Source organism: Xenorhabdus innexi, assembly GCF_002632485.1.
GTDB classification, from domain to species: Bacteria; Pseudomonadota; Gammaproteobacteria; order Enterobacterales; family Enterobacteriaceae; genus Xenorhabdus; species Xenorhabdus innexi.
The window spans coordinates 40,902-53,830 of the sequence record NZ_NIBU01000025.1 but is presented as its reverse complement, the minus strand read 5'-3'; the positions used below and the strand labels follow the sequence as shown (position 1 = coordinate 53,830).

12 protein-coding genes are annotated in these 12,929 nt (G+C 43.5%); 7 read left to right on the top strand and 5 right to left on the bottom strand.

What is annotated here, in order from left to right; genetic code table 11:
* Positions 1-167: 167 nt before the first annotated feature.
* Positions 168-485: a SymE family type I addiction module toxin gene (locus tag Xinn_RS11570; protein ID WP_186435710.1), complete on the bottom strand. Its 318-nt coding sequence runs from the start codon at positions 483-485 to the stop codon at positions 168-170.
* Between the two features lie 185 nt (positions 486-670).
* Between Xinn_RS11570 and galE the strand changes: the two genes are divergently transcribed.
* From galE to Xinn_RS11550, 4 genes are all read left to right on the top strand, one after another.
* Positions 671-1,690, top strand: a complete 1,020-nt coding sequence (galE, locus tag Xinn_RS11565) for a UDP-glucose 4-epimerase GalE (RefSeq protein ID WP_086955515.1) — start codon at positions 671-673, stop codon at positions 1,688-1,690.
* 129 nt (positions 1,691-1,819) lie between these two features.
* Positions 1,820-2,878, top strand: a complete 1,059-nt coding sequence (locus tag Xinn_RS11560) for a UDP-glucose--hexose-1-phosphate uridylyltransferase (protein WP_086956588.1) — start codon at positions 1,820-1,822, stop codon at positions 2,876-2,878.
* A 60-nt stretch (positions 2,879-2,938) separates the two neighbouring features.
* The gene (galK, locus tag Xinn_RS11555) at positions 2,939-4,093 is read left to right on the top strand and encodes a galactokinase (RefSeq protein WP_086955517.1); all 1,155 of its coding nucleotides are present in this window, start codon (positions 2,939-2,941) and stop codon (positions 4,091-4,093) included.
* Positions 4,094-4,141: 48 nt separating this feature from the next.
* Complete coding sequence (locus Xinn_RS11550; RefSeq protein ID WP_086955518.1) at positions 4,142-4,834, top strand: O-methyltransferase; 693 nt, start codon at positions 4,142-4,144, stop codon at positions 4,832-4,834.
* Between the two features lie 115 nt (positions 4,835-4,949).
* Here Xinn_RS11550 and Xinn_RS11545 read toward each other — a convergent pair whose 3' ends face one another.
* Both Xinn_RS11545 and Xinn_RS11540 read right to left on the bottom strand, forming a co-directional pair.
* On the bottom strand, positions 4,950-5,441 hold the full coding sequence (locus Xinn_RS11545; protein ID WP_086955519.1) for a membrane-associated Zn-dependent protease 1: 492 nt from the start codon (positions 5,439-5,441) through the stop codon (positions 4,950-4,952).
* Between the two features lie 32 nt (positions 5,442-5,473).
* A complete protein-coding gene (locus tag Xinn_RS11540) occupies positions 5,474-6,418 on the bottom strand; it encodes a lipase family protein (RefSeq protein WP_086955522.1) in 945 nt (314 codons plus the stop codon).
* A gap of 378 nt (positions 6,419-6,796) precedes the next feature.
* On the opposite strand from Xinn_RS11540, the gene Xinn_RS11535 reads away from it, so the two are divergent.
* From Xinn_RS11535 to def, 3 genes are all read left to right on the top strand, one after another.
* Positions 6,797-8,167, top strand: a complete 1,371-nt coding sequence (locus Xinn_RS11535; protein ID WP_086955524.1) for a pyridoxal-phosphate dependent enzyme — start codon at positions 6,797-6,799, stop codon at positions 8,165-8,167.
* 20 nt (positions 8,168-8,187) lie between these two features.
* Complete coding sequence (locus tag Xinn_RS11530; RefSeq protein ID WP_086955526.1) at positions 8,188-9,342, top strand: trans-sulfuration enzyme family protein; 1,155 nt, start codon at positions 8,188-8,190, stop codon at positions 9,340-9,342.
* Between the two features lie 277 nt (positions 9,343-9,619).
* Positions 9,620-10,126: a peptide deformylase gene (def, locus tag Xinn_RS11525; protein WP_086955528.1), complete on the top strand. Its 507-nt coding sequence runs from the start codon at positions 9,620-9,622 to the stop codon at positions 10,124-10,126.
* A gap of 117 nt (positions 10,127-10,243) precedes the next feature.
* Here the strand turns inward: def and mutH are convergent, their stop codons facing one another.
* Both mutH and leuB read right to left on the bottom strand, forming a co-directional pair.
* Positions 10,244-10,933, bottom strand: coding sequence for a DNA mismatch repair endonuclease MutH (gene mutH / locus Xinn_RS11520; protein WP_169923569.1), 690 nt, complete (start codon positions 10,931-10,933; stop codon positions 10,244-10,246).
* Between the two features lie 872 nt (positions 10,934-11,805).
* Positions 11,806-12,927 (bottom strand): 3-isopropylmalate dehydrogenase, encoded by a 1,122-nt coding sequence (gene leuB, locus Xinn_RS11515; protein WP_086955532.1) that lies wholly within the window; start codon positions 12,925-12,927, stop codon positions 11,806-11,808.
* Between the last annotated feature and the right edge of the window lie 2 nt (positions 12,928-12,929).

Genomic DNA, 12,929 nt, shown 5'->3' with positions numbered 1-12,929 from the left:
AGGCCTATCTGGAACATCATTTTGAACCCAACCCGAATGATAACTTCAGGCTGGATAATTGACGCATCGTTCAGCCGATGCGTATCCGGACTTTCAGTCTGTTAATCACTAACCCACCGACTTTAGTCGGTGGTTGTTGAGTTTTGAGAGCTGTTCAATTCCTGCCTTTAGCTGATTTTGTAGTCCCCAATCAATTCCCGCATCCGCAGCTTAATGTCACTGATTTGTGCCCGCTGGCGCTGGTATTGCTGTTTGAGGCTGTTGGTCTCGTCACTGTCGGGGATCAACACCAAACAGCCGTCCATGATTTTAACAGCAACAGAACCGCCAATCTCAAACCCAGCCTGTTTAAGCCATTGCCCTTTAAGATGAATCGCCGGCGGTGCTGTGGCCTTGTCGTTTTGCGGGACGTATCCCACGGTGTAATAACGTTCTGTTTTCGCGGCTTTATTGTGAACCGTGTTTTCAGCGTAAATTTGTCGTATGGGCTGTTGCAGCTTGTGAAGTGGGAAGTCTCAGTGTTTACGGTACGGCGGGAAGTCGTCACTTCACTAAATGGTTAACTCTTTTTATACTGTGCGTTAATCAATAAGAATAGCGTCTGAAAAACAGGGTATATCTTATTGGTTGAATAACTGTTTAATTCAGTCCAATTAAAAAAGAGGTAAATGTGGAAATATTAGTGACAGGTGGAATGGGATATATCGGCAGTCATACCTGCGTCCAGATGATTGAAGCAGGTATGACGCCGATTATTGTCGATAACCTGTGTAATGCCAGTCAGGAAGTTCTGAACCGTATTGAAACACTGACGGGTATCAGGCCGCTGTTTTATCAGGGGGATATTCGTGATGAAACGTTCCTTGATTCTGTTTTCTCCCGTCACTCTATTGAATCGGTTATCCATTTTGCTGGTCTGAAAGCTGTTGGTGAATCAGTCGAAAAACCTATTGAATACTATGATAATAATGTTAATGGCACGCTGGTATTAGTGCGGAGTATGCACAAAGCAGGGGTAAAAAGTATTATTTTCAGTTCATCCGCAACGGTATATGGTGATCCTGAAATTGTTCCTATTACTGAACAGTCTGCGGTAGGTAATACCACCAATCCTTATGGCACAAGTAAATATATGGTTGAGCGTTGCCTGTCTGATTTCCATCATGCGGAAAGTGACTGGTCCATTGTATTATTACGCTATTTCAATCCGGTAGGCGCACATCCTTCAGGTACGATGGGGGAAGATCCACAGGGCATTCCTAACAATTTAATGCCATATATTGCTCAGGTAGCAGTTGGCCGCCGGGAAAAATTGTCTGTTTATGGTGATGATTATCCGACTGTGGATGGAACAGGTATCCGCGATTATATCCATGTAATGGATCTGGCTGATGGCCATATTGCGGCACTGAATGCAGTAGGTAAAAAATCAGGTCTGCATATCTATAATCTGGGCACAGGAAAAGGTACGAGCGTACTGGAAATGGTGGAAGCATTTGGTCAGGCATGTGGTAAGCCGGTTCCTTATGAAATTTGTCCACGCCGTCCGGGGGATATTGCAGAATGTTGGTCAAGCCCGGAAAAAGCTGAACGTGAACTGGGCTGGAAGGCAAATCGTACGGTTGTGGAAATGACCGAAGATGCATGGCGTTGGCAGTCTCACAACCCTAATGGTTATAAAGCCGGATAATATATATTCGGTACTGAATAAAACAGGCATAGCAGCATAATTATAATGGGTATAAAGGCATTTATGCCCATTGATTTATGTGATACGGAATGGATACATGGATGTGTGATTAACATCGGGCATCTGGTTATGTCAAAAATGCAATTTAATCAGGCTGAGTATCCACATAGGCGCTATAACCCTTTAACAGGACAGTGGGTCATTGTCTCACCACACAGGCTTAAGAGGCCGTGGGTTGGGGTAGATGAATTATTACAGTATCCTGCACTTCAGAGTTACGATAAACAGTGTTCTTTATGCCCGAATAACCCCCGCGCTTCAGGGGATATAAATCCTGATTATCAGGATATTTACGTCTTTCAGAATGATTATTCTGCCTTATTGTCGGAAATTCCCAATATTGCTACCACTGACGATCCGCTATTTATAAGCAAACCGGCAAAGGGGATTTGTCGGGTTATCTGTTTTTCACCAAACCACAGTAAAACCTTACCTGAATTATCTCTGACAAATATCCGCCGTATTATTGATGTATGGAACAACCAAATAGAAGAACTTGGTCAACACTATATCTGGGTTCAGTTATTTGAGAATAAAGGGGAAATGATGGGGTGCTCCCAGCCTCATCCGCATGGGCAAATCTGGGCCAGTGATTTCCTGCCTAATGAGCTGGTACGTAAAAATGAGTTACTGAGACAGTATTATGAGCAGCATGGTTCTAATTTATTACTGGATTATGCCATCGCTGAACAGAAAAATGGTGTGCGCACAGTGGTTGAGACCGAACACTGGCTTGCCGTTGTGCCTTATTGGGCTGTGTGGCCGTTTGAAACAATGTTATTGCCGAAAAGCCCTATCCGGCGTATGAATGAACTGACAGCAGAGCAGCGTGATGACTTGGCAATTGCCATTAAAAAACTGACCAGCCGATATGACAACCTTTTCCAATGCTCCTTTCCCTATTCTATGGGCTGGCATTTTGCACCTTTTTTTGATCAACAAACTGATATTGAGCACTGGCAGTTGCATGCTTTGTTCTATCCACCGTTATTGCGTTCGGCGGGTGTACGTAAGTTTCTTGTAGGGTATGAAATGCTGGCTGAAGCCCAGCGTGATTTGACGCCGGAAGAGGCAGCCCAAAGATTACAGTCTGTCAGTGATATTCATTTCAAAAATGGCAGCTCTTGATAAAAATATAGTTATTGATAAAGCACGTTTATAAGGAATGTGTTTGCGGAGGGTGTAGCGATGAAGGCATTAATCCAAAAGGTAACAGAATCTTTTAATGGCATTTTTCACTCTTCTCCGACTCATTTTTTTCAGGCTCCGGGACGGGTGAATTTAATTGGCGAACATACTGATTATAACGATGGTTTTGTTCTTCCCTGCGCGATTAATTACCGGACGGTAGCCGCCGCAGCCAGACGCGATGATACGTTGATTCGAGTGGTTGCTGTTGATTATCAGAATGATCGCGATGAGTTCGACCTCTCGCAACCAATCCATTTTCATCGGGATAAAATGTGGGCAAATTATATCCGTGGTATGGTGGTGTCTTTGCTCCGACATGGCTACTCGTTTGCAGGAATGGATATCGCTGTAAGTGGCAATATTCCACAAGGTGCTGGGCTTAGTTCTTCAGCGTCGCTGGAGGTTGTGATCGGGTTGACTATCAAATCGCTTTATCAGCTCGACTTGAGTCGGAAAATGATAGCCATAAATGGGCAGCAGGCCGAAAATCAATTTGTAGGCTGTAAATCCGGCATTATGGATCAGCTTATTTCAGCCTGTGGCGAACCAGATCACGCTTTACTGATTGATTGCCGTACGCTGGAAATACAGGCCGTTCCGATGCCGGAAAATATCACGGTGATGATTATCAATTCCAACCGGCAGCACGGCCTTGTCGATAGCGCATACAATATACGGCGTCAGCAATGCGAAGATGCGGCCCGAATATTAGGTGTCAGAGCACTGCGTGATGTCTCTATTTATGAATTAGATACCATACAGAAGCAGCTTGATACCCTGCTCGCCAAACGCGCCCGTCATGTTATTTCTGAGAATATGCGAGTTCTGGCTGGGGTTGATGCGTTAAGGACTGGAAACTTGATTCGCCTCAGCCAACTTATGGAGGAGTCCCATATTTCCATGCGCGATGATTTTGAAATCACCGTTTATGAAATCGATGTGCTGGTGGAAATAGTGAAAAATGTGATTGGGAGGCGGGGAGGTGTTCGCATGACCGGAGGCGGTTTTGGCGGCTGTATCGTGGTATTGCTGCCCCCCGATTTAGTGGGAGAAGTCGGGAAGGCTATCGAAAACGAATACAAAATAAAAACCGGCCTGCAAGCGACTATTTACATTTGTCAGGCGAGCAGAGGAGCGGGGCAGCTTATATAAGTCAAGAATGAGTAACCATTTTTCTTACCTATAAAGAGGAGTGTTATCTTGAGTACCAAATTACAATACGAAGAATTACAACAACAATGGTCATCAGTTGATAGCTATCTAAAGAAGAGTCTGTTACATCCTGCACCTAATCTCGAACAAACCCTCGAATATAATGCCAGTCAGGGATTGCCTGCCATCGATGTTTCGGCCCTACAAGGGCAGTTTTTGATGATGATGGTTCAGATTAGCGGAGCAAAACGTATTCTCGAAATTGGCACATTAGGTGGCTATAGTGCTCAGTGTATGGCAAAAGCATTACCGGATGATGGTTTGCTCATCTCGCTGGAGAAAAATCCAAAAATAGTGCAGGTCGCACAGCGTAATATTGAATTGGCTCAACTCGCTCATAAGATTGAAATCATCGAGGGAGATGCCAGTGAGACGTTACCATTACTAACTGAAAAAGCGCCTTTTGATCTGGTTTTTATTGATGCGGATAAGAGATACAGCTCACTGTACCTTGACTGGGCAATCAAGCTAGGGCGTCCGGGAAGTATTATTATTGCGGATAACGTAGTTCGTGGTGGTGGAGTGGTGCATGATCAGCGTGATGAGTTTTCTGAAGGTATTCATCAGGCTCTTGATAACATGTTTAACCGTCCGGAAATCACCGCAACTGCTTTGCAGACTGTAGGTGAGAAAGGTTGGGATGGGTTTGCGCTGTTACGGATCAATGATAGCGTGAATTAATTCTGGCAGGATACCGCTTTTTATTCCCTCGGTAATCCCTGTAAAAGGAATTTTCATCCGGAAATTTACCGAGGGCTTATACCTGCTGTAGTGTAATCTGAAACCTAATATCTCTTCAATGGCGGATTTTCTGGATTTTTTTCTCCGTATCAGGATCATCAGCTACTCTAGCTTCCCGCGCTGACTGGCATGTTTTACGTTCATTTGACTCACGATCTTTAATCACTTTTGCTGTTTCATCTACTGTAGGAAGTGAAAACCCCATATCATCATAAGCCCCGAAACCAGCCAGATGATAGCTGCTGAAGGGAACATCCACAGGAATACGGAATTCCTGCTTTTCTCCCGGCGCCAGTGAATCAAATGAATACACGATGAGTGATTGCGGTTCGCATGTTGTATTAAGGGGTAAAATCGCCAGATATCCGCCAGCCACAGGTTGATCACCCTGATTTTGCATTGTTCCTCCGACGAAGAATTGTCCTTTTGCCCCCAGCCCCATATGGAATAACAAATGAGCTTCTCCTTGAGCCCACAGAGTAGAGCTGAAAAAGCTATTTATCATTAATAGTAATAACGTTCCGTATGTATAACGACCCCGTTTCATTTTTTCTTTCCCCTTTTTCGGATGATTGGGTTTTAGCTAACTGATGTCAGGGATACACACTCTGATGTTGTTTTAAGATCTTCTGAAGCTTGGGGGTCTCTGAGTAGTTTCTGGAGTTGTTCAGGGTCCAACAGGGCAATGTAACTGGTTAAATGATGGTTGCATCCCAGACTATTATTGATATTCAGGCCATCCGGTGTTTTAAGGAGTTCTGACTTTGACAGCGATTCATACTCCAGTATGAACGGGATGTATGGAGGCAGATGAGGAACCAGATCCTTTTCATAACTGAATGTTTCATAGTTAGCAAAGTGGTTATCAATATGAGTGGCAAATTCTTGATTACCAGCTCTTGGGCTGGCAAACAGGCACGCTTTATGCTTATCGCCAAGCAGAGGAATATCCCTCATCAGATATGTTGCAATAACCGCTCCGAGGCTATGACCCAATATAGTATATGGCGTATTGATACCGATGAACTGAGCAATTGCATTGGAGAATTTGAGGTGTCTGTAACTATCTTTATATTCAGGTTCAATAATGTTCAGTTTCAGGGAATTATAAACACTATAAAACCCCATATTGACTTTTTGTTGGGGAGTATCAGCCCATGGTGAGGTGAATGCGGGAACAATGTCATGTAGCGCTTCAAGCAGATTTGAATCATCGGTTCCTCTGATAGCAATGACATACTCTGTCGGCGTTTTTTTATTCTTAGCGATATATCCATAACAGACATGAGTGGGCAGCGTAATTAAAAATTGCTGATTAGTTTTGGGATTGACTGAAAAAGAGAGGTCATTACCACTGATATAGGCCACAAGATCCCAGCCATCTTCTTCTAAGCGAGGGTCAGCAGGGGGCGTTGGGTTATTGTAATGCTGTCTGTTCATCTCTGCGGCATACAGTATCAATGATGCCAGTTGAGCTTTTTTAGGTAACGTATTGTTATACATTGTTAATTCCTCTTTATTCATACCCGTCACCTTTCGAATTGCTTCTTTATGCTACTGCGCTGCAACCCGAAATCCATTGGGAATATTATTATTGGCTGTGTGTATTTCTGTCATTTGTGTTGTACTGCAATATCAAACTTTATCAGTATAAAAAATAAAAAAAGGATAATTAAAGCGTATATCATTCTGGCAGAATTTCTGAGAATTTGAGCCATTGGTATAGCAGATCAGCCAGAGGCTTGGTGAGGAAATATTTCTATTATTCAATATCGAATTAGTTAATTCTCTTTTGTTATATGTAGTTTTGATTTGTTCTTTTTAATCCGCTGCCGTACAGCGTTATCCTTTACCCATCTATAAGTATTATTTTCAAATATTACTGAATATTAAGAGGCTAATATGTCAGCACCACGCTCGGTTCTGGAACTGATTGGGAATACTCCGTTACTGGAACTGACTCATCTGGATACGGGGCCATGCCAGTTATTTATTAAACTGGAGAACCAGAATCCGGGAGGTTCTATAAAAGACAGAGTTGCACTCTCAATGATTGAACAGGCAGAGAAACAGGGGCTGCTGAAACCCGGCGGAACCATCATTGAAGCAACGGCAGGCAACACGGGTATCGGGCTGGCGCTGGTTGCTGCCATGAAAGGTTACAAGCTGATACTGGTTGTACCGGATAAGATGAGCAGGGAAAAAATATATCACCTGAGAGCATTGGGAACGGATGTCCGTCTGACCCGTTCTGATGTGGGTAAAGGTCATCCGGAATATTATCAGGATTATGCGTTGCGTCTGTCGAAAGAAATCAGCGGCGCGTATTACATTGATCAGTTTAATAACGCATCTAATTCACTGGCTCATATAACAACAACCGGCCCTGAAATATGGCAGCAGATGGAACACAATGTAGATGCTGTCGTTGTTGGTGTAGGCTCCGGAGGAACGCTTGGCGGTTTAAGCCACTATTTCAGGGATGTTTCTCCTGATACCCGGTTTGTTCTTGCTGATCCTAAAGGCTCTATTCTTGCTGATTACGTTGAATATGGCAGTTACGACGAAGCAGGAAGCTGGTTTGTGGAAGGGATCGGCGAGGATTTTATTCCACCGCTGGGGGATTTTTCTAACATTAGTCATGCATACCGGATTACCGATGCTGAAGCATTTACCTGTGCGAGAGAATTGCTTTTACAGGAAGGTGTGCTGGTCGGTTCATCTTCAGGTACGTTATTGGCTGCTGCTTTACGCTATTGCCGTGCGCAGAAAACGCCAAAGCGTGTCGTGACTCTGGCTTGTGACAGTGGTAATAAATATTTGTCTAAAATGTTCAATGACTACTGGCTACTGGAACAAGGGTTGCGTTCACAGCAGAAAGAAAATGATCTAAGTGATTATGTGACATATCGTTACCGCGATGGTGCGACAGTTTTTGTTTCTCCACAGGACACCCTACAGATTGCACATGGGCGAATGCGGTTATATGACATTTCACAACTCCCTGTACTCGATAATGACCAGATAGTCGGTATTATTGATGAGTGGGATCTGATGCATGCCATTCAGGCTGATTCTCATAATTTCTCTTTACCCGTCAGTCAGGCTATGACCAGTCAGATTAAGACTCTCCATAAAACTGCGCCGCTGGAACAGTTGGTTGCAACTTTTGATGCGGGGCATGTAGCGCTGATTGTTGATGATGGTAATCACTTTATTGGCCTTGTTACCCGTACTGACGTGCTGAACGCATGGCGTCAACAACTCAATTAACCTATTTCAGGAATAACTTAATGACTAAATTTGATACTAAAAGCGTTCACGCTGGCTATGTCCCTGATCACACTGGTGCTGTGATGCCTGCAATTTATGCAACATCCACTTATGCACAACCCGCACCGGGTCAGCATACGGGGTATGAGTATTCTCGTAGTGGCAATCCCACACGTGATGCGCTGGAGCGGGCAATTGCGGAGCTGGAAAATGGCAGCCGGGGTTATGCATTTGGCTCAGGTTTAGCAGCCAGTTCGACGATTCTGGAGTTGCTCGATAAAGACAGTCACATTGTTGCAGTGGATGATCTGTATGGCGGTACTTATCGGTTGTTGGAAAAAGTGCGTCGCCGGACGGCCGGATTGCGTGTTACCTATGTCGAAGCGGGAGATACTGCGGCACTGGAAGCAGCTATTCAGGCGGATACAAAAATGATTTGGGTGGAAACGCCAACTAATCCACTGCTTAAATTGGCTGATTTGGCAGCAATTGCTCAGATAGCACAACATCATAAGATCATCAGTGTTGCGGATAATACCTTTGCTTCACCTTATATTCAGCGTCCGCTCGATTTAGGGTTTGATATTGTTGTTCACTCTGCGACGAAATACCTGAATGGCCATTCCGATGTTGTTGCTGGCCTTGCGGTAGTGGGAAATAATGCGGAACTGGCTGAACAGCTTGCTTTCCTGCAAAACTCAATCGGCGGTATTCTTGATCCTTTCAGTAGTTTCCTTGTTTTGCGCGGCATACGCACACTATCACTGCGTATGGAACGGCATATCAGCAACGCAGAAAAAATTGCCCAGTGGCTGGAACAGCAGCCGCAGATAGACAAAGTCTTTTATCCCGGTCTTGAATCTCATCCTCAGCATGAGCTGGCGAAGCGTCAGATGAAAGGTGCTGGTGGCATGATTTCCATCGTATTGAAAGGTGATGATGACGCTACTCATCGGGTGATAAAAGCACTGAAACTGTTCACACTGGCAGAAAGTCTGGGGGGGGTGGAGAGTTTGGTTGGTCAGCCGTTTACAATGACCCATGCTTCTATTCCATTGGAAAAACGTTTGGCCGCAGGCATTACACCGCAGTTAATCCGTCTTTCAGTAGGTGTTGAAAATGTAGATGATTTGATTGCCGATTTATCACAGGCGCTTGCCGCAGCAAATCTGTAAAGTTGCAATAATAAAATGCCAGTCCGGTTTCGGATTGGCATTTTAGTGTGCGGTTTTCCTATCGTTAAAAATTAATCAGTTCTGCCAGCTTGGCTTGAGAGATAGTCAGATTTTTCAGAACTATCATAATGTTATTTCTTCTCCGACATTGATATGTTTTTATTCAATAGTGTCAGTAAAATAGCCAGTAAAAGCAGAGCTATGATGACCGCTCCATAGACATTGATGGCCACCAGCATATATATTCTTAGCGTTCCGTAAACAAAGGAGAATGGTTATGGCTGTTTTAAATATACTCACAATTCCTGATGAAAGACTGAAACAGAAATGTGTTGATGTCACCGATGTTAAAGGTATCCAGACGCTGGTCGATGACATGCTGGAAACAATGTATGACACGGATAATGGTATTGGGCTGGCTGCACCTCAGGTAGGAAGACGAGAGTCAGTATTAGTGATTGATATTTCGCCGGAGCGGAATCAGCCCCTGATTTTAATCAATCCTAAAATCGTTGAAAAAGAACGTAAAGTCGTGAATCAGGAGGGGTGCTTATCCATCCCCGGATATTATGCAGATGTGGAACGGTTTGAAAAAGTAAAAGTAGAAGCGCTGGATAGGAATGGTCAGGCTATCACAGTGGAAAGTGAAGACTTTCTTTCTATCGTGATGCAGCACGAAATTGACCATCTGCACGGTATTATTTTCATCGATTATTTGTCACCTTTAAAAAGACAAATGGCATTGAAAAAAGTGAAAAAATATTTGCACGGTAGAACAAACTAACCGGTAATCATCAGCATACAGGTTAATATACTCCAGTCACTATGATTCTGGTGACTGGGATAATCGGAGAGCTATTGCCATTGAAATAGCCATAGTAACTGAAATTAAGCGACAGCATTAATCAGGGTCTATGAAAAAATGGCGGGCTAATAATGGCGCAGTAAGGCTTTTCTTTAAATAAAAACCCCGTGGAAGCGTCATGATGGGCTGACCATATTCACCGATAGCCTCTGTTAATACCCGGCTATTCGCTGCTTTTGGACGCAATTGTAATACTTCACCATGACGAGCTGTAATGCTTTCAACTTTGCCTAATACGATTAGATCCATCAATTCTTCCCAATCGCATCTTAATAATTCTTCTTCAACCGGATTGGGGCTCCAGAGGAGCGGAGAACCAACACGGCGTTCAGAAAGCGGGATCTCTCTTTCACCTTCAACAGGCACCCATAAAACACGAGACAATTTACGTCTGACATGACAATTTTCCCATGTGATGCCACTGTTGCCGGTTAAAGGTGCAACGCAGACAAAGGTGGTTTCCAATGGTGCACCTTTTCTGTCTATCGGGATCGTTTTCAATTCAACGCCGATATGTTCAAAATCCTGTTCTGGCTTACTTCCTGCATTTGCCCCCAGATAATATTCAAGCAACATGCCTACCCAACCTTTATCACGCTTCAGATTGGGCGGTATGGAAATAGCGGCCTGCATAGCCAGCTCTCCTAACGTTGAGCCAGCCAGAGATCTGGCTCGTTCGAAGAGTTGTTGTTCGTTTTCTGGTGGTGCTGGTGGTATGAATTGCATGACTATAAGATATATTTAGGTTTGTTTAAAAAGTAAACACTTTGGTTTTGTAATTTCATTATAAGCTTATCAGTACGCTAATTAACCAGATAATGACATGATATAAAAGGTATTTATATTTGTATTTTTCGAATTAAAAATAAACTCATTATGATTGTTCACCTATTCACCGTGATAATAAACAGGATCTTACACCATGTTATCCACAGAACTATGGGATAAGTGATAAAAATTGGGATCACTGGTTTGATTTACAGCCCTGCCAAAGGTGGTTTTCTACAAAAATAAGCGATTTTTGCTTAACTAAAAGGCATATCCTGTGGATAAATTCACCATTGATTGATATTTGCACAGTGTGATAAAAACAAAAATTTGTGATATTGCGCACAGGTTGTAAGAATGCATGTTATAAACATTAACGTAATGAAAAATAATAGGTATTTATTTAATCTTATCAGACGATTGAAAAGGGTAAAGAAAATTATACCTGTATTACCCCTGAGTTTTTCACATACATATCCACAGAAAAAGTGAATAAAATTATCACTGGCAGACTGTGGTTGTTTATAACTTTAGCTTTTTCTGTGAATTACCCTTCCAAAGGTGTAACCCATACAGATTTAAAGTCAAACCATACAAAAGTACTCATTTCACCCCTTTTGTATTTCTTTGCCCCTGTAATTCAGGCCAATGATGATAACCTGTATTCACCCACTATTTTTCATACCACTCTATTTTTTACACCAGTCTTCAACATTCAGTTTATTCTTCCGGTTGCCAGCCTTGGGCTGGGCAAATTCGTTCCTGTTGAATTTGCCTCCTGCTTGCCGCTGCGATACAACCCGAAATCCATTGGGTATATTTTATATGGGTTACTTTTCTTCGATGATACCTCGAGCAATGATATCACCCATTTCATCAGTGCTGATTGCTTTTCCATTACCAGCCAAATCAGCGGTTCGGTATCCTTGCTCCAGTACGTAGTTGATTGCAGATTCAATGGCATCCGCAATATCATCCCGTTTAAGGCTGTAACGCATCAAGAGAGCAGTGGATAGGATCTGGGCTATTGGGTTGGCGATATTTTTTCCTGCGATATCGGGAGCAGAACCTCCGGCGGGTTCATATAAGCCAAACCCTTGCTCATTCAGGCTGGCAGAAGGCAGCATGCCCATTGAACCGGTGATCATGGCGCATTCATCAGATAAAATATCACCAAAGATATTGGAACAAAGCAGAACATCAAACTGAGAAGGTGCTTTGATAAGCTGCATAGTGGCGTTGTCGATGTACATATGATTGATTTCAACATCAGGATATTCTTTCGCAATTTCACTGACAATCTCACGCCAAAGAACAGAACTTTGCAGAACATTGGCTTTATCAATCGAAGTCACTTTATGCCGACGTTTGCGGGCTGATTCGAAAGCAATACGGGCAATTCTTTCTATTTCAAACCGATGATAAACTTCGGTATCGAAAGCCCGCTCATATTTTCCTTCACCTTCCCGTCCTTTGGGCTGGCCAAAATAGATGCCGCCCGTCAGTTCACGAACACATAAAATATCAAAACCTTTTTCCGCAATATCATGACGAAGCGGACAAAAAGAGGCCAGACTGGTATATAAGCGTGCCGGTCGCAGGTTGCTGAATAGTCTGAAATGCTTGCGTAATGGTAATAAAGCCCCGCGTTCTGGTTGGCTGGCCGGAGGTAAATGCTCCCATTTGGGGCCACCGACAGAGCCAAACAAAATGGCATCCGCATTTTCACAACCAGAAACGGTGACGTCGGGTAAAGGGCTGCCATGCCGATCAATAGCAATTCCCCCAATATCGTACTCACTGGTCGTGATGCGAATGGCAAAACGGTGACGGATAGCATCCAGTACTTTGTGGGCTTGCTTCATGACTTCCGGGCCAATACCGTCACCGGGCAATACGGCAATATGATAGTGAGCAGGCTCCTGCTGTCTTGCAATAGAGTGAGTAGACATTG

What these genes read in the sequence shown, in the direction of transcription:
- galK (WP_086955517.1), top strand. Translation starts at nt 2,939, where the DNA reads ATGAAGGCATTAATCCAAAAGGTAACAGAATCTTTTAATGGCATTTTT.
- Xinn_RS11530 (WP_086955526.1), top strand. Translation starts at nt 8,188, where the DNA reads ATGACTAAATTTGATACTAAAAGCGTTCACGCTGGCTATGTCCCTGAT.
- def (WP_086955528.1), top strand. Translation starts at nt 9,620, where the DNA reads ATGGCTGTTTTAAATATACTCACAATTCCTGATGAAAGACTGAAACAG.
- Xinn_RS11535 (WP_086955524.1), top strand. Translation starts at nt 6,797, where the DNA reads ATGTCAGCACCACGCTCGGTTCTGGAACTGATTGGGAATACTCCGTTA.
- Xinn_RS11545 (WP_086955519.1), bottom strand. Translation starts at nt 5,441, where the DNA reads ATGAAACGGGGTCGTTATACATACGGAACGTTATTACTATTAATGATA.
- Xinn_RS11540 (WP_086955522.1), bottom strand. Translation starts at nt 6,418, where the DNA reads ATGAATAAAGAGGAATTAACAATGTATAACAATACGTTACCTAAAAAA.
- Xinn_RS11560 (WP_086956588.1), top strand. Translation starts at nt 1,820, where the DNA reads ATGTCAAAAATGCAATTTAATCAGGCTGAGTATCCACATAGGCGCTAT.
- mutH (WP_169923569.1), bottom strand. Translation starts at nt 10,933, where the DNA reads ATGCAATTCATACCACCAGCACCACCAGAAAACGAACAACAACTCTTC.
- leuB (WP_086955532.1), bottom strand. Translation starts at nt 12,927, where the DNA reads ATGTCTACTCACTCTATTGCAAGACAGCAGGAGCCTGCTCACTATCAT.